This is a genomic window from candidate division WOR-3 bacterium (assembly GCA_011052815.1).
Lineage (GTDB): Bacteria > Hydrothermota > Tepidihabitantia > SM23-42 > SM23-42 > DRIG01.
Genome location: DRIG01000009.1, coordinates 1 through 20337 on the forward strand (window position 1 = coordinate 1; position 20337 = coordinate 20337).

12 protein-coding genes and 1 pseudogene are annotated in these 20337 nt (G+C 43.4%); all 13 read left to right on the plus strand.

What is annotated here, in order from left to right; all coding sequences use genetic code 11:
* Positions 1 to 412 precede the first annotated feature (412 nt).
* The 13 genes and pseudogenes from ENI34_00615 (at position 413) to ENI34_00675 (ending at position 20232) form a co-directional block, all read left to right on the plus strand.
* Positions 413 to 9520 carry a T9SS type A sorting domain-containing protein gene (locus tag ENI34_00615; protein HEC77628.1) on the plus strand — a complete coding sequence of 3036 codons (9108 nt, stop codon included), beginning with the start codon at positions 413 to 415 and terminating at the stop codon, positions 9518 to 9520.
* A 282-nt stretch (positions 9521 to 9802) separates the two neighbouring features.
* Entirely contained in the window at positions 9803 to 10930 is a 1128-nt protein-coding gene (gene tdh / locus ENI34_00620; protein ID HEC77629.1) for an L-threonine 3-dehydrogenase, read from the plus strand.
* Between the two features lie 50 nt (positions 10931 to 10980).
* The gene (locus tag ENI34_00625; GenBank protein ID HEC77630.1) at positions 10981 to 11322 is read left to right on the plus strand and encodes a 4'-phosphopantetheinyl transferase superfamily protein; all 342 of its coding nucleotides are present in this window, start codon (positions 10981 to 10983) and stop codon (positions 11320 to 11322) included.
* Positions 11323 to 11331: 9 nt separating this feature from the next.
* A complete protein-coding gene (gene acsA, locus ENI34_00630) occupies positions 11332 to 13035 on the plus strand; it encodes an acetate--CoA ligase (GenBank protein HEC77631.1) in 1704 nt (567 codons plus the stop codon).
* 9 nt (positions 13036 to 13044) lie between these two features.
* On the plus strand, positions 13045 to 13299 hold the full coding sequence (locus ENI34_00635; protein HEC77632.1) for an acyl carrier protein: 255 nt from the start codon (positions 13045 to 13047) through the stop codon (positions 13297 to 13299).
* 12 nt (positions 13300 to 13311) lie between these two features.
* Positions 13312 to 14559, plus strand: coding sequence for a glycine C-acetyltransferase (gene kbl, locus ENI34_00640; protein HEC77633.1), 1248 nt, complete (start codon positions 13312 to 13314; stop codon positions 14557 to 14559).
* An 80-nt stretch (positions 14560 to 14639) separates the two neighbouring features.
* Positions 14640 to 15770 (plus strand): FAD-binding oxidoreductase, encoded by a 1131-nt coding sequence (locus ENI34_00645; GenBank protein ID HEC77634.1) that lies wholly within the window; start codon positions 14640 to 14642, stop codon positions 15768 to 15770.
* Positions 15771 to 15820: 50 nt separating this feature from the next.
* Positions 15821 to 16878 (plus strand): annotated as a pseudogene (locus ENI34_00650) (tRNA guanosine(34) transglycosylase Tgt).
* 133 nt (positions 16879 to 17011) lie between these two features.
* Entirely contained in the window at positions 17012 to 18052 is a 1041-nt protein-coding gene (gene pilM, locus ENI34_00655; GenBank protein HEC77635.1) for a type IV pilus assembly protein PilM, read from the plus strand.
* Positions 18052 to 18654 (plus strand): hypothetical protein, encoded by a 603-nt coding sequence (locus ENI34_00660; protein ID HEC77636.1) that lies wholly within the window; start codon positions 18052 to 18054, stop codon positions 18652 to 18654. Before pilM ends, ENI34_00660 begins: the two co-directional genes overlap by 1 nt.
* A complete protein-coding gene (locus tag ENI34_00665) occupies positions 18651 to 19223 on the plus strand; it encodes a hypothetical protein (GenBank protein ID HEC77637.1) in 573 nt (190 codons plus the stop codon). The genes ENI34_00660 and ENI34_00665 overlap by 4 nt, the downstream gene beginning before the upstream one ends.
* Positions 19201 to 19611, plus strand: coding sequence for a hypothetical protein (locus ENI34_00670; protein HEC77638.1), 411 nt, complete (start codon positions 19201 to 19203; stop codon positions 19609 to 19611). Before ENI34_00665 ends, ENI34_00670 begins: the two co-directional genes overlap by 23 nt.
* A gap of 3 nt (positions 19612 to 19614) precedes the next feature.
* Complete coding sequence (locus ENI34_00675; GenBank protein ID HEC77639.1) at positions 19615 to 20232, plus strand: AMIN domain-containing protein; 618 nt, start codon at positions 19615 to 19617, stop codon at positions 20230 to 20232.
* Positions 20233 to 20337: the final 105 nt, after the last annotated feature.

Sequence of the window (20337 nt, forward strand, 5' to 3'; positions counted from 1 at the left end):
AAGTTATGAAGAAGAAAAACTCAATACTGCCGTTGTCTGGGCATATAAACCTTCAGGTAATGGTGGTAGTGGACAACAATATACTGAACCCAATCCACCGCCTTCAGGCTGTGATGAGAACTATTCGATTTCCAATCATAATTTTCCCTCTCCCTGGATACTTAATTCTCAGGCGAAGGTTGGGATCTTCTTATCCGGGTATGCCGAGGGCATGGGGCATCTGTTAGGCAAGTATAAAATACCAAGCGCCGTTGTGCTTGACAACTTTAAAATACTTGGTGCGGTTGAAAGACCTTTATCTGATCTGGATGTTTTAATCATCCCGACCGGCGGTTTAATACCCTAGGCTAATTTACAGTTTTATAGAGATAAATTTGCTGAATTTGTCGAACAGGGTGGCACGATTGTCTGCTTGACTCAGTCGCATGGTGATGTTTTTGAAGCATTACCTGGATCGCCGACCGGATATGGCTGGACCCAGGATCAATCATGCCATTTATATGCATGTTATTTGAATCTATGGGATACATTTTTATCCGGGCAGAATAATATCGTATTCGACGCGAATATGGATGGCTATATCACCGGTTATCCCGACGGCGGAGAGCCGTTTCTCATGAGGATTGCCAATGGTAATGCAGGGTTTGTGCGTTATCCTTATGGATTAGGTCAGGTGATTCTCTACACTGGTTATACAGACTATGCGTATCGATTCGGCGGAAATTTCAAAGATGCAGCGGCAATGATCCGTGATCTGGTGACATCATACATTGTTACTGACACCATTCCCGAATTCTACCAGGATTCACTGGTCGCATTAAACGCAACATTATATTATCCTGAATATGAGAACAATGGTCCGGCAAACCGGGCAGATATCGTAACCTATTATCCAAACCGCGATTCTTTGCGTTTGGATCAGGTTGTGCTCTCGCCGCCTATGTTGCCTGGCGATACCCAGGTTGTGTCACTGGCATCGATCGATGCACCGTGCTCACTGGGAATTTATCCTTTGGCATTTACATTGTTTAATGATACAATTGCCGTATCAAACGAGGAATACAGCAATGCATTTGCTGTGAAATGTAGTATTGAAGTAGGTAACTACAATGTGGGAGATTTTCAACTGTGGGCTACGGTTGAATCAGAATCTGCTTTCTATAGAATGCCGATCGAATTTACCATTAATGTCCGTAATAATACCGAGGATACACTAATCGGGAATATTTATATAGGAAGACTGGGTGGCTGGCCACCGCAGTTAATCCCCGAGGATTCAATCAAATATGTGACTTTGCTACCGGATACAGTTAGTCTATTTGCATGGGATACAGTATCTGATAATTCCCGGTCCTATTTCTTCTGTTTAAAAGATAGCACAGCGTATACTACCCTTGCTCAGTTCAGTAAATTTATCGAGGTGACATTCCCGCGTGCGCGAGCTTTTGTCGAGTGCGACAGCAGCGCTTATCAACACAATGACACAGTGCATTATAGTGTAAGTTTTAAAACCAATTACGAAGGCATCGATAGTTTTACGATAGCCATAATATACCATGGCTGGAATCAAGAGGACACGGTATTTGAATTACGCGATACCATTAAATATTTGAAAGACAGTATTGTTACCTATGCATCATCATTATTTCTGCCGCAGGATTTTTCACCGGGTTATTACTCGATAAAAGCCGAAACCTACTGGCGCGGAAGGAAATGTGCATTCGGTACAGCTTATTTCTATTTGCACGGACCGCGCATCTGGTTGACTCTGGATAAAGATAAAGAAATAACCGGCAGTGATACCGCATTTTTAACCGTGCATATGGATCCAGAATCGTATATCTGGTCAGACAATAATCTCGACTACTATATTTCAAGCTACAAACATCCAACTGAAGATACTCTTCTTTCCTACCATATACACTATGATACCTTACGCCACAATGATACGCTGTCAATGCCTTTTGCTTTAGAAATCGATTCCTTAACCCTGGATCGGACGTACTACTTTTTCCGTTATAATTTCGAGAGTTTTGATACAATTAACGGATATTACTTGTTTGACAACGACATTGCCATTAGTATGCTGGGCAATTTTTGGGGAAGGCATTGGGGCGATACGTTATACTGGAAGATAAACTTGAAAAATACCGGTGATTTTGCCACGCCCATACAATTGATCACGGAATTTGAAAAGCCTTCAGGAAATTATTATGATTCCTTGATTGTTGATATGCAATTGGAAATGGACACTACGTTCTACTATACGACGACGGTCGATTCGGGTACCCCGACCGGATATTATGTCGTGACTGCACGGGTACGTTTTGGCAAAGACTACAAAGAATTAAAGCGTGGATGCCGGGTTGTTGAACCAACACAGCCCAATATCGTCTTGGCCCTTGATACGATATACTATCAAACCGGCGATACTGCACAGGTAATTCTCTTCAATACCGGCGAATTGGAAGGAGAAGTAAATCTCACTGACATTGGATTGTATGATATTGATTGGAATTATTTTCCATTGGATACTGCACACTTTGTCATTCCTGGCGGAGGGTTTGCCTTTTACGAATTTGTCGTCCCGGAAGTAATGAGTGGTCCTTATCATCTTAATATTCACGGAATTGTAGCAGTATATAATACAATAATTGACGAACGATTTGGTTTGCAGATCAAAGGCATTGAAGCGGATTATGCATTAATGACCTCAAAGGAGATTTACTTACCCTACGAAGAGGTTAAACCACAGCTCATATGTGATAACGGAGCATACCAGCTTGATGCGACAGCATATTTGTCGATTACTCCCCATGGATTATATCCGGGCGATACGAGTTTTATCCCAGGTGGCGATGATTATCTCTGGCCAATCGATGATTGGAACTCACCAGGCTGTACCTTATCAAATGGTAAAGTGACCTTGTTGGGATGGGACAAATTCTACTGGGCTGACTGGTGGAGCATGAGACCAGGGTATGGCGAGCGTGGCGGTGAAATTTTATCCGAAGACCAGTATATTAAGGTAATGCTTGATGCAAGAAACAGTGGAAAAGAACGCGGCGACGAGCCGATCAAATGCGTGGCAATGGCAGATAAAGACGGTGCCCTGTACGTTGCTCTGACGACTGATCTGCGCCGGAAAATTATCGGTCCATACCCCGAATGGACTGATGTTTTCGAACTGTCAGACATTGCTTCCATTAATCATTTTGTCATCGACAATGACTACTTTTACATCGTTGATGCTGACAGCGAGTGCCTTTATAAGGTATCACAGAATTCCGGGAGTGTATCAAAACAATGGCGAATTACTAATCCTGGCGGAATCGGGATTTACAACGGCTATCTGTACGTAGTTGATAAAACAAATCACGCAGTATTAAAAACCGACCTCAGTGGTGATTCTATCATAGTTTTCGGGACTGATTCATTAGTTGAGCCAACTGATCTGGCAATTGACAGCAATGGAAATATCTACGTTGCCGATGTGAATAAAGCCAAGGTGTATATATTCGATCCAACCGGAAATATCATCGGCACCCGCACCAATAATAGGTTCTCTCGGATTGCGGTTGATGCTAAAGGCTATTTGTATGGAGCAGATATTGACAATCTGTGTCTTGCAAAATTTGATGAAACCGGTACTTTACTTGAATATTATTTCTGGACATTACCTGATGAGATAGCCGTAAGCGATACATTAATCCATATGACATTGATCCATTCGGATTATTATGATGATTACATAACTACCGAGGTCGTTACTAACTATGGTCGAAACAAGGGTTATACAACAACCGAACAAGCCTGGATCCCGGGGCTTAAATACATTACTGATTTTCACCCTTACGAATATGCAAATGCCGGACATATCGATTGGTTCTTCAAAGTCTGGTGTCCGGCTGACACCCTGCTTCCGGAAGTTTGGTATCCGATTGATTCATTGCACCTTGTCGATTGTGAGGATTACGATAATTACACGCCAGTTTTCAAAGCGGAAATAAGTAATCCTTCAGATGGGTTTTGTCCGGAGATCGAGAGATTCGACTTAAGTTATGTGTCCCGACGTAGCGGCGATGTCATATGGTCTGGTATGGAATCCCTCAGCGTTGCACCTTTAGATTCTGTACTCTTTGAACAGAATGCAGGTGTGATCCAAGATACTGGAGAATTCATTTTGTGGGGGGATATTATTCTGAATAATCAACAGCGTGTGCCGTCATTGAATCCCCATGTGTTCTATATCGATGAAGCCCTGTTGGCGCTGGGAATTACGACTGACCGTGAAATTTACTATCCAGGAGAGGAGGTCATAGTCAGTTCATATATTGGCAACAACTCGGATTCAACCTATACGGACATAGTTTATCAGCTTATAAAAGAAACAAATATTGTGCTCGACACGCTGATCACTACACTCAGTCCACAGTCAGTCTGCACATTGACAACAACACTTACTGACAGTAATTCCTTTATGCTCCATGGGCAGGTGTTCAGGACCGGTCTGGATACAACATCGGCGCTTGCATTTGTGGAAATGGAAACACCAGAAATATCATTCTGGACCGTCAGTCCCTGCACCGTTGATCATCAACCCTTTGAAGTGTCCACGGAAATTGCAAACTGGTGGTCAAGGGAAGTCGAGATAGTATTTAAAACAACTTGCGGTTCAAATGAATTTTTTGATACCCTAATGCTCTACAGCTCGGAAACCAAAACCATTGAACATTCATTCACAATTCAGAATGACGATATACTATGGAGTGAACTTGTGCAGCCGTTTGAGATGAGTGATTCATTCCCAATACGATTCGGCATGAAATTAAATGTCGAAAGCGATTCAGTTATAACCTCCAATCCTAGTGTTATAATTCCTTACTATGCTGTAAACATCGGTGATTATGATTGCATGTTCGATTTGCATTTAGAGGTTGTGGATTCCTCAGGGCTTATATATGATTCGGTTACATATACCGAGGTATTGCCAGTGAGCGATACCCTTACAGGAGAGTTTGGTGTTACTCTGGATTATGGTGAATATAGCTTTACATGGGATGCATTAATCCATACAAGTTCCATTGTCCTTGCCCAGGGATCACAGGTTATAAAAGTTTTTCAGCCAGATATTGTAACGGTCGATTCGATAATACTTTTAGCAGAATGTGATTCAATCGGTCGGCTCATCTTCGAGGTATTGGTGACGAATCACTCAGCACAGCCATTTTATGGCGCCATAGAGCTTTCCTCGAATATAATCCAGGAAGAGCTGCCATTAGATCTTAACGCGTTTGCCAGTGATACAATAGAATTTTTATGTTCTGTTGTTCCCGATCAAGGCTATCAATCAATGACTGCCCGTATTTTGCAAAATGGAGAACCTATGGTAGAATTCACAGATTCTGTATATTGCCAGCCGATGATCATTCTCGATTCTCTGCCGCCCATGGTTACCATTAATATCGGTGATTCAGCTCGTATTTACATCTCCACACAGAACCAGGGGACTGCTCACGGACAGAAGGACATGGAATTCGTATTTACCGAATTTATCGAGGAAGAACGCGTAGTTGACCTGAATCCTGGACAACAGACAATTGACACGTTCACCTTTTACGTACCAGAGGATCTTGAAGAAAAAATGTACTATGCATCAGTATGGTTGGATAATACCGAGTATATTCTACCAATATACATTCAGGGGTATAAGGTTGCGGTCGATGCTCACCTCAACCAGCCGTATTTTAAGCCGGGCGATACCATCATTCTTAGCCTGAATATCAGTAATCAGAACGAACGCAACCTGCCCGGATTCTGTGTCGGCAATTACGATGAAGAAAATATCACCCAAGATTTCTTGTTATCTGGCTTTAAGCGGTGTGTAGACATAAGTAACATAGAATTCATTAAAGCAACTGCAGACAGCGGTGTATACGTATCACCGGTTCTCTGGTTGGATGGATTTGACAGTCTAAAAGTTATACCTGAAGGAACCGGCGTATTCAACTTCTATTCCCGGGTTGTGGAGGCAGACAGCGTGCATTATTCACTGTGGTACAGTGATTCGATACTACCTGAACATGCCGAGCACATGCAGTTCAAAATTCAGTTCCAGGATACCATATCCAAGCTGGAACGAGTGCATATCAGGATGTATGATTCTTTGGCATTTCGGGATACCATAATCGAGCAGTTTGCTCCGGTGGACATCGAAAATCAGTTCTCATTCATTTTTGACCCGATTATGAATATTCTTTTCTATGGTATATATACGGAAACCGGCAGAGGATTATGGCTGAACACGATCTACGTTTTCGAGGAGAATGATACCTGCAATATTGTCACTGATAAGCAAACTTATGATATGGGTGATACGGTATTTGTCTCAGTCCAATCTCCATATGCAGGGCAGTTTTCATGGCGTGTCGAATTTGATCCCTTTGGCAGTTTATCTGATTCTCTGTGGTTGGATTCACTCAATAATGAGTTTAATTTTGTTCTACCTCCTGAACTGGCAAGCGGTCAATACACAATTAACTTTGATTTTGCGATCAATGGCGACACAGCATCGATATTCACATCATCACACCCATTTAATGTACGCGGCTACTTGGTTTCAGTCTACGAATGCCGTTTGGATACGAATCAATATCAACCGGATGATTCGATGTTTATTCGCTTCAAAATGCATTCATCGCACTCAATCGATCTTATCACAAAATTGAAGTTTATGCAAAACTACCAGCCCTATGGAACAATTAGTGATACTATTGCCGTTAATGCTGGATACAATGTTATTGATTATGCCACTGTTGTGCCGGAGCTTAACCGTGGTCCAGCGGTCTTGAATTATTCGTTCAGCAAAGACAGTATTACCCTGTTTTATTCTTCTGAGGCATTTATGGTTCAGATCCCTGATACCATACCACCGGTAGCTCAGTTCATTGAAATTCCAGAGAACACCTACGATCCCAACGTTGATCATATTGTTAAGATAACTGCAACCGATGAAACCAGTATTGATGATACCTTGTACTACCATATTGGGTATGCACAATATTCACTAAGTCATTATACCCAGTCAGGTGATACTTTGGTCTATAAAATCCCATCGCAGCCACGTGGTACCAATGTCGCGTATTACATTACACTGCAAGACAGTTTTGACAATCTCACAAGGTTGCCTGATATAGATTACAACCAGTTCTGGATTTTGAACCCGTTGCCACCTTCATCCTGTAAGATAGATACTGTAAGTCAAAATATCAGAATCTCGTGGGATTGTCCGACTGAGAATATAATCTATCATTCTGGTTATCCCTCTGAATCAAAAACAGATTCAATTGCGGTCAGGTTTACACCACAATACACACCTGCTGAACTGAAGAATATCAATATATTTATTGAAAAAACAGTGCCAGATACAACAACGCTCAACATAAATTTCTATTCAGTCGAACAAGGAATGCCGGGCAGTAAAATATATCCGTCAAAAGCAGTCAAGATCGTTGAAGAAGGTCCACACTGGATTGAAGTGCCGATTGACTCAATTGCGCTTAACGGCGAGATATTTATTGCATTCCATGGTGATAATCTGAAATTCTTTGGCGATGCTGATGAGAGTGTTTATCGTACTCTTATTAAAGATAATGAATGGGAAACCAATGCACTTTTTGGCAATATGTTGGCACACGCGGAATTTAGTTATGAGATCGACAGTTTGTTTTATCAAGTATTGCGCGAGGATACTTCATGGTTTACGGTTATTGGTGATTCATTAGACAGTGGTCCATTTATTGATTCCATGGTGAGTGGTGAAAATACGTATCGGTACCTTGTTAAAGCTCATTACATGGAACCGGACTTAAACGGTATCTCGCCGATACTCACGCAGACTTATGATTATACACCACCCACCTTTGGCGATTCTGTCACCATTGTTGAATACGAACAAGGCTATTATATCGGCTGTGAGATTTCAGATGGCATCGGTATCGCGGTTGATAGTATGGTTTATAATGGGCTTTCGATTGGGCACGATAGTATTGTCAATAATTTCTATTGGTATTCAATACCGACAAGCGGGCAAATGATATCCTATTATTTTATTGTCCAGGATTCTGCTGGTAATTTGGCTCGAAATCCTGATACAGGGTATTTCTACATCATTCCTCATATTCCTGAAGGATTCAGCGGGCATATTTCAAAAGATACAACCTGGTCAACCGATATATTGATAAAAGGCGATGTTTGGGTTGATTCAGGCGTGACTTTAACGATAAATCCTGGTGTGAGCGTGAAATTCATACCCAATTTTGATGATGAACATGCGGGCATCGACACAACCAGGGCAGAATTCATTATTAAGGGCGTTATGAAGTTGCTTGGCAATGATTCTATGTACGTTACCTTTACATCTAACAGCGCTACACCCCAAAAGAATGACTGGTATGGCATCAGGTTTGAATGCAAGGATTCATGTATTGATGTATCATATTTGCGATTGGAGTATGCAAAATTAGGTCTTTTTTATGAGTTAAATAGGTTCTTCAAAATTCGATATGATGTTATCTCAAATTGCGAGCGGGGTATTGTCTCCAGATCAAACTTCACGCAGATATCTGAAACCCAGTTGATTAATTGCGATCAAGGTGCAGTCATCAACGACGGTTATCTGAATTTTGTGGAAAGATGTGAGTTTTTGGGTAATTCTACAGGATTAGTACTCAACGGCAAGGATCAGGACCGTAGGTTCACTTCCTTACCCTACTACAGGCTGGCACAGGATACAGGTGCTATTGGTGCTTTGAGTAATGATTTTGTTAGCGAGGACATAGACAGTCGGAAATGGCAGCTGGTATTAGTCTACAATAATATGTTTAGTTGTAATGATACCGGCGTTATTTTCATGGACTGTGCCGTGAGTATGGTGAATAAGAATATTTTTACAGGCAATGCAATGGCTGTGTATATCACAGAAAATGCATGGCCTATCCTGGGTATTCGTTTAACCGGTATGAATTTATTCCAGGTTCCTATCGACAGTTTACACTGCTATGCAATTTATAATAATACAACCCACTACATCTTTGCTGAAGGTAACTGGTGGAACAGCAACAACGAAGATTCGATTGCGGCAATGATATGGGACTATTATGATGATAATGCTCTTGGTATAGTTGATTTTAAACCCTTCCGTGAAACTGAAGTTGCTGATATTTGTCAAGGGGGAACGCAGTCAAGTTCAGATGATATTATCGAGGAAATCGGCTTCGAGGTACCAACAATTATACATCAAGGTAATATTGTCGTAAAATACCAGACGCCAACCGGAAGACAAGCTACCATTAGCATATATGATATTACGGGAAGATTGGTTAAAAAAGTTACACTAAGAGGATCGAGTGGAGTAAAACAACATAGCATTAACTGTGCAGATCTTTCTGGGGGCCTTTATTTCATCTGGTTTAAAACTAATACTTTTAGTGAGATAAAGAAAGTAATTCTTGTGAAATAATTCTACTGGCAGGATACGATTTAATCAATACTAATGTTTGTTGATGTGTTATAGACGAACAATGGGGTCAGGGCTTCAATCTTCAATTCTTGTCTGCCACATATCCTGGCGGGCAGACTCAGCCGCTGCTTGCACGGTAGTATACTTAATTGTGTGTAAATTTGTTCTTGAAAAGGAGATAAAAAAGGTGTATCCTCTATTAAAAACTTAAAATAAAGAAAGGAGGATACACTATGAGTTATTTTAAGTTTAGCCAACGATGGTCAGAAGCCAAGGATTATTATGTGGATTGGGAGAAAGAGGCTTTCTATTCCATACCTTGACGACGTCTTTTTTCTGGGTATAATAAAATCTGGAGATCTTATGGCAAAGATGAAAGCAGTCGTTAAATCAAAACCAGGACACGGAGCCGAGCTTGTCGAAATGGAGACACCATCACCAGGGCCTGACCAGGTTCTGGTGAAAGTTCTCGCCACCTCAATTTGCGGCACTGATTTACATATATACGAGTGGAACGAATGGGCGCAAAATCGCATTAAAAACTTTCCTCAGGTTATGGGACATGAACTCTGCGGTGAAATCGTTGAGCTGGGTAAAAATGTAAGCCACCTGAGCAAAGGCGACGTAATCTCAGCCGAAACCCATATCGCCTGCGGCCATTGTTATCTCTGCCAAACAGGCAACAAACACATCTGCATCAACGGCAAAATCTTCGGGGTTGATATCAACGGTGTCTTTGCTGAATACGCAGTCGTGCCCGCTGCAAACGCCTGGAAACTGGACAAAAAAATCCCGCGCGACTATGCGTCGGTTATGGAACCACTGGGCAATGCAATCCATACTGTACTGGCTGGAGAGATCACCGGCACCACGGTGCTGGTTACAGGTTGCGGGCCGATCGGCATCATGAGCATCGCCGTGGCAAAACTCTGCGGTGCCACCAAAATCATCGCCACCGAGATAAACGATTACCGTATTCAACTCGCCAGAAAAGTCGGTGCTGATATAGTACTCAATCCAAAAGAGACCGAGGTGGTGGAAAAAATCATGGAGACAACAGACGGTCTCGGCGTCGATGTCGTCCTGGAAATGTCTGGAAGCCCGGCTGCAATTCAGCAGGGCTTTAATTCTTTACGACCCGGAGGAAGATTCTCAATTCTCGGAATTCCGGATAAACCCATGCAAATAGATCTGGGAAAAGATATCATATTCAAGTATGCCACAGTCCAGGGAATCAACGGACGATTGATGTTTTCCACATGGTACAAAACTTCAAGATTTTTAAGCTCCGGCCGTCTCGACCTCGAACCGATAATCACCCATCGTTTTCGACTTGAAGAATTCGAAAAAGGTATGGAATTAATGCGCTCTGGAAATTGCTGTAAGATTCTGTTATATCCGCAGCAATAAAATAACAAAAATGCGCTATTTGCAATGTGGAGGAAGAGAATTCAAAGGAGATGATGATTAAAGGAATCGGAATCGACCTCATCAATATAGAAAGATTTGAAACACTCAAAAATAAAAAAGAATTTTTAAACCAAATTCTTACGAAAAATGAACTGAAGATCTGTGCCGCTGGGAAAAAGAAAAATCGTTGTTACGTCCTGTTGTTCACTGTTAAAGAAGCGATTTTTAAAGCCTGTCGGATTGGTTTATCTTTCGGTTCGTACTGGCGTGATATAGAAATCTGTAATGGTCTCAGTATATCTTATACTGGACGATTCAGGAGAATCAAAAAAATCCACGTTTCTTCAGGCTGTTCAAAGCGATACGCATTAAGCTTTGCAATAAAAGAATGAGGAGGTGCCATGGGCAACATTGGCTCTTATGAAGAAAAATATAAGTCTTTCAACTGGAAGATGTCTGAAGAAGAACTCGAGTTCGGTAAAAATGGTATCTATAACATTGCCTATTATTGCAGCGACAGAATATGTGAAAAGGGTCATGCTCAAAGACTGGCTCTTATCTGGGAGGGTTTTAAAGGCGAGGTAAAGAAATTTACTTATGAGGATATAAAAATTTACAGCAACGGTTTTGCAAAGTTTCTTCAGGATATCGGGATAAAACCCGGAGACCGTATCTGTATATTTATGGACAGAATACCAGAACTCTATCTTTCTTTTCTGGGAATTCTCAAGATGGGCGGCATCACCCAACCGCTGTTTTCCGCTTTTGGTGAAGAGGCGCTCTTTACGAGACTGGAAGATGCAGAAACCAGGGCGATATTCACCACAATGAAGCACGTCCGCAAGGTGCGCAGAATTCGGGACAAACTTCCGGCGCTGAAGAAAATAATCGTCGTTGATGCTGAGGATAAAAAACTCGAAGAGGGTGAAATCGCATTTTCAATGGAGAAATTCCCGAAAGTTGAAACTTTTGATGTCTTTAAAGCCGACCGGGAAACACCGTCTGTTCTCCATTATACTTCAGGGACCACGGGAAAACCAAAAGGTGCTCTCCACGTTCACTCTTCAATCATCTCACAGTACATAACGGCAAAATGGGCGCTCGACATTACCCCTGACGACATCTACTGGTGCACCGCAGATCCCGGCTGGGTGACAGGGACGTCGTACGGTATCATCGGTCCCTGGTCAAATGGGGTGACCCAGGTCATCCTGGACTCAGGATTCAACGCTGAAAAATGGTACAAATTTATAGAAAAGTATAAAGTTACTGTCTGGTACACGGCGCCGACGGCGATTCGGCTTTTGATGAAAGAAGGCATCGAACTGGTGAAAAAACACGACTTATCATCTTTAAGGCATCTGATAAGTGTAGGTGAACCACTGAATGCAGAAGCCGTCATCTGGTCGGAGAAGGCGTTCGGCAAACCGTTCCATGATTCCTACTGGCAGACAGAAACCGGTGCGATTGTCATAACGAACTATCCGGGGATGAAAGTCAAAGCCGGGTCAATGGGAAAACCGTTTCCGGGTATCACCGCCGCGGTCGTCGACCAGAAAACATTTGAGCCGATCACCACCCCCGGTAAAGTCGGCCTCATTGCATTAAAACCGGGATGGCCTTCGATGTTTCGGACATACTGGGAAAATGAAGAGATGTACAAGAGTAAATTCAAGAACGACTGGTATATATGCGGTGACCGGGCGAGCATAGACAATGACGGATACTTCTGGTTCGTCGGACGCGATGATGATGTAATCAACACGGGCGGCCATCTCGTCGGACCGTTTGAGATTGAATCGGCGCTTTTGGAACACGAGGCAGTGGCTGAATCCGCTGCCGTGGGTAAACCCGATCCGGTGAATATGGAAGTCGTCAAGGCGTTTGTCGCCCTTAAACCCGGTTATGAACCGAGCGCCGATCTGGAATTGAGCATCATGAATTTTATACGAAAAAAACTGTCACCCCTGGCAATGCCCCAGGAAATAGAATTCATAAAATCGTTACCCAAAACGAGAAGTGGAAAAATCATGCGCCGACTTCTCAGAGCAAAAGAATGGGGCGAAGAAATCGGTGACACCTCAACATTGGAAGATGAAAATTAAGGAGGACAGATGAGCGACGAGCTTAAAAAATTGATTATAGACTATGTAAAAAAAGAGTATCTGGACGAAGATGCAGAAGAAGAAATCGACGAAACCACACCCCTTATTTCAAGCGGCATCGTCGATTCCTTCTCAATGGTTTCGTTAAAGACTTTTCTTGAAAAGAAATTCAATATAAAAATCCCCGATGAAAAAGCGACCACCGAAGCATTCGATTCCGTCAATAATATTATAACTCTATTAAAGGAATTTAATGTAAGCTGAAGGGGGTGAAAAATGGCTTACAGCACCAAAGCCAAAGATTTTTATAAAAAAGAACTGGACAACATCCGCGAAGCCGGTACTTACAAAGAAGAACGGTTCATCGAATCCCCCCAGGCTGCGAACATCAGTGTTGAATATCCTCCCGGCTCACCGCCCAAAGAGGTATTGAATTTCTGCGCAAATAATTATCTCGGACTCTCGAGCCATCCGGAAGTCGTCAAAGCGGCACATGACGGCCTGGAAAACAGAGGTTATGGTATGTCCTCGGTGAGATTCATCTGCGGAACTCAGGACATCCACAATGAACTCGAAAAAAAACTCACGGAATTTCTGGGAACCGAGGATACCGTGCTGTTCGCTTCGTGTATGGACGCAAACGCCGGAGTCTTCGACGTCGTGCTCGATAAAGAAGACGCCATGATCGCCGACCGCCTGGTCCATGCCTCGATCGTCGACGGTATGAGGTTATGTAAAGCGCAACTATACAATTACAAACATTCGAATATGGAACACCTTGAAGAGAAACTGAAAGAGACTCAGGATTGTCGCTTCCGAATGATCATCACAGACGGTGTCTTCTCAATGGACGGTGATATCGCAAAACTCGACAAGATCGTCGAACTGGCGGAAAAATACGATGCCATGGTTATGGTCGACGATTCACACGCTACAGGTTTTATGGGTAAGAACGGACGTGGAACCCATGAATATTGCGGCGTGCTGGGAAAGATCGATATAATCACCACAACCCTGGGTAAAGCACTCGGTGGAGCCTCTGGCGGATGTGTAAGCGGAAGAAAAGAGATCGTCGAGCTATGCCGTCAACGTGCGCGGCCGTATCTCTTTTCCAACACCGTACCGCCGGTGATCATCGCCGCTGCGAACAAGGTGCTCGACATTATCTCCAAAACCACCGACCGCAGAGACAAGCTTGAAGAGAATACAAAGTATTTCAGGGAAAAGATGACCGCCGCGGGCTTTGACATAAAAGAAGGCGTCCATCCCATCGTTCCGATTATGCTGTACAATGCGAAGTTGGCACAGGATATGGCACGTGACCTTTATGACGAAGGTATTTATGTAATCGGATTCTCTTTCCCGGTGGTTCCGAAAGGACAGGCACGGATTCGCGTTCAGATCTCCGCAGGGCACGAAAAAGAACATCTTGACAGAGCAATCGCCGCCTTCACCAAGGTCGGTGAAAAATATAAGATTCTGGGGAAAAAGAAAAAAGAGATAATCGAGATGTACGGGTATTGATGTATACCCGTTCTGATCATCCCTGACAACCGACCCTGAACTGGGTTGCCGAAAAAGGAGAAAAACAGGATTCAGATATTATGAAGAACACTGCTGATGTAATAATTATCGGTGGCGGAATCATCGGTTGCGCCACCGGCTACTATCTGACCAGAAAAGGTCTTAAAGTTTATCTTTTCGAAAAAAAATATTTGACATCCGGTTCGACCGGCAGGTGTATCGGCGGCATCCGTCAGCAATTTTCCACGGAATTGAGTATCAAAGTGGCTATGGAATCGATGAAAAAATTCAAGGCTATGAAGGACGAACTGGGCCAGGACGTTGAATTCCATCAGGGTGGATATCTCTTCCTCGCCCACAGTGAAGAAAAGAAGAGCACTTATCTGAAATTGATCGAGCTACAGAAAAAGATGGGACTCGACGTCGAATACATCACTGTTTCGGAAATTGAAAAACTCGTTCCCGGTATAAACACCGAAGGACTCCTGGGCGGTGCATATTGTGCGAGCGACGCCCAGGCAAATCCCTTTCTCGTGGTCGATGCATATGCGAAAAAGATTAAAGAAAAAGGCAGGGTATTCACTTACACCGAAGTAATGAAAATAAATACAGACAAGAACCGCATCACCTCCATAACCACGGCGGACAATCAAACCTATTATGCTCCCATAGTAGTAAACGCCGCCGGACCTTTTATAAGGGACCTTGCGAAAACATTAAATCTCGACATTCCGATCTATCCTGAACGGCACGAAGCCATGATCACGGAACAACTTGAAAGGTTCTTCGATATGATGATTGTGGACTATCGCGCCGATGGATGTTATTTCAATCAGAAATGGGGTGAGGGAAGTATCATCGGATGCTACACCCCGATTCCCAATGTGCCGGGACTGGACACCGGTTCATCGTTTGAGTTCGTCAAAGAGATGGGACGAAGAATGGCTCGATTGATTCCTAAACTGGAGAACATAAAGATCATCCGTCAGTGGTCGGGAAGTTATGAGATGACGCCGGACGGCAATCCGATTCTCGACCGGACCGAGATCGAAGGCTTCTGGATCGTCGGCGGTATGTGCGGACATGGATTTATGCTGGGACCGGAGATCGGCTGGCTCGCTGCAGAGTACATCACCGAAGGAAAAGCACCTTATGATATGAGCACCTTTGCCTTGAATCGGGATTTCTCAAGTAAAGAAGTGATGAAGTGATAAAGTTCAAGGTTTTAAAAAAAGATTCCCGTACAAAAGCAAGATGCGGAATGTTGAAGACATCCCATTATGAAGTGGCGACGCCGAATTTCATGCCGGTGGCGACCCAGGCTACGGTCAAAACTCTATCCCCGGCGGACTTAAAGAAGATCGGGGTCGAGATCATCGTCGCCAACACCTATCACTTAATGCTGCGTCCCACATCAAGATTGATAAAAAAGATGGGCGGCATTCATAAATTTATGGGCTGGGACCGGGCGATATTGACCGACTCGGGCGGGTTTCAGGCATATTCCCTGAGCAGACTGCGCAAAGTCACTGACGAAGGCATAGAATTTTCTTCCCATATTGACGGCTCAAAACACTTCCTGACGCCTGAAGCAGCCGTTGAGATTCAGGAAGAACTGGGTTCGGATATTGCAATGATGCTCGACTTCTTCACTCCTTATCCCTCCCAGTTCCTGGACGCCCGACTTGCAGTGGAACGCACCGTAGAGTGGGCGAAGAGAAGTCTCCGCGTAAAAAAAAACAGCCGTTGTTCGGAATAATCCAGGGAGCGACTTATCCAGCCCTGCGCAGAGAATGCGCCGAGCGGCTCATTGCCTTGAAATTAGCCGGTTACGCCATCGGCGGACTGATGATCGGCGAACCCTCGGCATTGACCCGGCAAATGGTTGAAGAAACCAACTCTGTAATCCCCGATAATAAAATCAGGTATCTTATGGGAGCCGGTTATCCTGAGGACATTCTGGAAGCCGTGGAACAGGGCGTCGACCTCTTTGATTGCGTCCTGCCTACGCGTAACGGAAGAACCGGCATGGCATTCACTTCCCAGGGGAAAGTGGTCATCAAAGCCGCCAGATACGCCGACAGTGACGAACCCCTTGATAGAAGATGCCGTTGTTATACCTGCCGCCATTTCTCCCGTGCCTATCTCAGACATCTCTTTAACACTGGAGAAATCCTGGCGGGAAGATTGGTGAGTTATCATAATATATATTTCTTTATACACCTCATGAAAGAAATACGGAAAAGCATCCGACAGGGAAAATTCAAGGAGTTTAAAAAGAAGGTCGGTAAAAATTTTGATTTCCGTGAAGCACCTTAAGAAAAAAAGAATTACCCCTGATCTCCTAAACCTTATTTTTAACCGATTACGAATATTTTATTAAATTACCTCTTGACATATAAATAATTATATATATAATAATGCAAAATGTGGAAAATAAAAAGGAGTGGCTATGTTTGGGAAAAAGAAAAAGGTTATCGGGCTTGACATCGGTTCAAGCCAAACCAAAATGGTCGAATTAAGTACAGGTAAGAATAAAAAATTGGTCAATTATGGAATTTCGAAAGTCTTACCTGACGCAATTGTTGAGGGAGAGATTATTGATCGGGAAGCCGTATTGGATTCCGTAAGGAGTCTGATAGAGAGTCGGGGATTCACCACAAAGGACGTAGTGATCGGCGTGGCTGGACGGGACGTGATAATAAAAAGAATAACAATGGATCGGATGAGTGAAGCGGATACGCGGGAGCAGATAAAGTGGGAAGCCGAGCAATACGTCCCCTTTGATATAAATGAGGTTTCCCTCGATTTTGATGTGATCAATCCTAATTTTGGCGAAAATCAACAAGAAGTAATATTGGTTGCAGCCAAAAATGAACTTATTAATAATCTCACTTCGCTCTTAAAAGAACTTAATCTAAATCCGATAATTGTCGATACTACGGCGTTCGCAATCCAGAATGTATTTGAGTACAACTACACACCATCGCCAGACGAAATAATCTGCCTTACCCACATTGGAGCCGGTATGACCGTCATCAATGTGGTGAAAGGCGGTTCTTCCCTGTCGGCACGTGATGTCTACTACGGAGTGAATGCTTTCATCAGCAAACTGCAGAAGGAAGTGGGCTTCAATTACGAAGACGCCGCCAATGCAGTCAAAGGAACAATTCCGGTCGGAGCATCACAGGACTCAGTACAAGGAGTCTTTGAATCTTTCGTAGGAGACCTTGGAACTCAAATCGAACGAAGTCTGCAGTTCCTCTCGAGTGTCACCGGTGAAGAGAAAGTCAGCCGTATGTATCTTTCCGGCGGTGGTTCATTAATACCTAATCTCTTAGAGTATTTAAAAAGAAAGCTTGGGGTACCGATAGAAATTCTGAATCCGTTCAAAAACATTATCTACGATCCCACGATGTTCGGTCCTGAAGGAGTGGATGTAGCAGGACCGTGTTTAGCCCAAGCTACAGGTTTGGCTTTAAGGGGGGAGTAATGATAAAAATAAATTTAGCGCCAACTGCCAAGAAAAAAGCTCCTAAACGCAGGGCAGCAAAGGCAGCGCGTCCAGGGATTAAACTACCCTCAATACAGGCTACTATCCTCTATGTCGTAGGCATAGTAGTGGTCGTGTTGATTATCGCCGTTACCTTGCTTATTCAGGCTAATCAAACGAGCGGACTCAATAAAAACATCACGCAACTGAATGCTAAACTGGAAGAATTGAAAGTATACAAAGCTACCGTCGACAGTCTTGAAAAACGGGAACGGGAACTGGCCGCTTTAATTGCACCGATTAAAGAACTGAACAGAAACCGATTCTTCATCGCCCACATACTCGACGAGATATCGTCACGCATTCCGGAATTCACCTGGCTGAAAACGCTCAATATCACTCAATCAGACCTCCAGATGAAAGGTGTAACAGCATCCAACCTTCTGGTCGCTGACTTTATGAATCGACTTGAAGAATCGCCGTATATAAAGAACGTCGACCTTACGGTGCTGGAGAAAAAGGCTGTGGAAAAACAGGAAATGATGGAATTCACATTAACCGCCAATGTTGGGTATGACAGTTTGACTGCGAGGCAAAAATGAATTTTAGAGAACCAAAAACCCAGAAATTGATTATATTTTTTGTTATATTGATTATCGTCTTGATTCTCTTCTTCCGATTCCCTTACACTTCGAACAAAAAGAAGATCAACAGTCTGACGGCACGAAGGGATTCCCTCCAGATCGAAGTTCAAAAAGCCGAAGCGGCGCGTGCACGACTGCCTGAATTGGAAGCAAAGATTGCAAGGCTCGAAATTGAGTGGGAAAAAGCAAAAGAGATGTTGCCCAAAGAAAAAGAACTTCCTTCATTGATTCAACAGATCTCAAATTCCGGTTCAAAAGCAGGAGCGAGCTTCCTGCTCTTCAAGCCGAGCGGACCTATTGCGAAAGCAAACTACTCTGAAATTCCGGTTCAGATAAAAGTCTCCTGTGGATACCATCAACTCGGTAAATTCCTTTCGAACATCGGCAATCTCGCGAGAATCGTAAACGTACCGTCTGTGAATATAAAAGCAGGGCAGGAACGGAGTATCGAAGCGACGTTAAGTGCAATAACATACACAGTAGCAAAAGGAAAGGAGGTGCACCGTGCTGTTCCACCTCGTAAGTAGTATTTTGTGTACTATAGTGATATTCAACCAGGCACCTGCAGAGGCGGCAGCAAGCGATACACTCTTCCCTGTTGAAAAATGGGACTACAAGCAAGCGGGAAGACGGGATCCTTTTGTTCCCCTCGTCGGTATTGAGGTCGGTGAAGGAAGCAAAGTGAGCCATCTAAGTGTGGAAAATTTGACATTGGTGGGTGTTCTCTGGGGTGATAAAGGTTATTACGGTCTGGTCAAGGATGGTTTGAATAAAGGCTACATTTTAAAAAGAGGCGATAAGGTAGCAGGAGGATATGTAGCCGAAATAAACCGTAAAGCGATTGTCTTTGAAATAGTTCATGCTGGTGTAAAGACAAAATATGAGCTGCCACTTCAAGAAAAGGAAAGGAGGTAAAATATGAGGAATGTATTAATCCTCACATTATTAATTTCGTTGGCAAGTGGCGCAGTCATTCAAGATTTAATTATTGTTCCTGAAGGTGTAAATACAAAACTGACCATTAAAGCGGATGCGCCATTTGTTGCAAATTCATTCACCTTAAAAAATCCACCAAGAATTGTTGTCGATTGTTCAGGAGTCTCCAGCTCGCTCGTCGGCAAAAAATATGTTGTAAACCAGGGTGGTATTCAAAATATATCAATAACCGGTTTTACGGAACAGACAGACCTGATCCGCATTGTCGGAACACTCGATAAAGACTATTCTTATCTTACGCTGACCGAAGACAACAATTTCGTAGTAACCCTTCTCACAGGATTGGTCTCTCCTTTCGCGGAGTGGCATGCAGCTACGGCGGAAATGGTTACGGCACCGGTTGATGAAAGCGGTCCTCCGGTTCCGACACCAGCGCCGAAGAAACCAACGATGACCGGCGGCCGGCCGATCTCCTTCAATCTCGAAGACGCTCCGATAATCCTGTCTCTTATACACATCTACTGGGCCAGGACGTTGAATTCCATCAGGGTGGATATCTCTTCCTCGCCCACAGTGAAGAAAAGAAGAGCACTTATCTGAAATTGATCGAGCTACAGAAAAAGATGGGACTCGACGTCGAATACATCACTGTTTCGGAAATTGAAAAACTCGTTCCCGGTATAAACACCGAAGGACTCCTGGGCG

Coding starts and splice junctions, on each gene's coding strand:
- acsA (HEC77631.1), top strand. CDS start 11,332: ATGGGCAACATTGGCTCTTATGAAGAAAAATATAAGTCTTTCAACTGG.
- kbl (HEC77633.1), top strand. CDS start 13,312: ATGGCTTACAGCACCAAAGCCAAAGATTTTTATAAAAAAGAACTGGAC.
- ENI34_00675 (HEC77639.1), top strand. CDS start 19,615: ATGAGGAATGTATTAATCCTCACATTATTAATTTCGTTGGCAAGTGGC.
- pilM (HEC77635.1), top strand. CDS start 17,012: ATGTTTGGGAAAAAGAAAAAGGTTATCGGGCTTGACATCGGTTCAAGC.
- ENI34_00625 (HEC77630.1), top strand. CDS start 10,981: ATGATGATTAAAGGAATCGGAATCGACCTCATCAATATAGAAAGATTT.
- ENI34_00635 (HEC77632.1), top strand. CDS start 13,045: ATGAGCGACGAGCTTAAAAAATTGATTATAGACTATGTAAAAAAAGAG.
- ENI34_00660 (HEC77636.1), top strand. CDS start 18,052: ATGATAAAAATAAATTTAGCGCCAACTGCCAAGAAAAAAGCTCCTAAA.
- ENI34_00645 (HEC77634.1), top strand. CDS start 14,640: ATGAAGAACACTGCTGATGTAATAATTATCGGTGGCGGAATCATCGGT.
- tdh (HEC77629.1), top strand. CDS start 9,803: ATGTGGATTGGGAGAAAGAGGCTTTCTATTCCATACCTTGACGACGTC.
- ENI34_00665 (HEC77637.1), top strand. CDS start 18,651: ATGAATTTTAGAGAACCAAAAACCCAGAAATTGATTATATTTTTTGTT.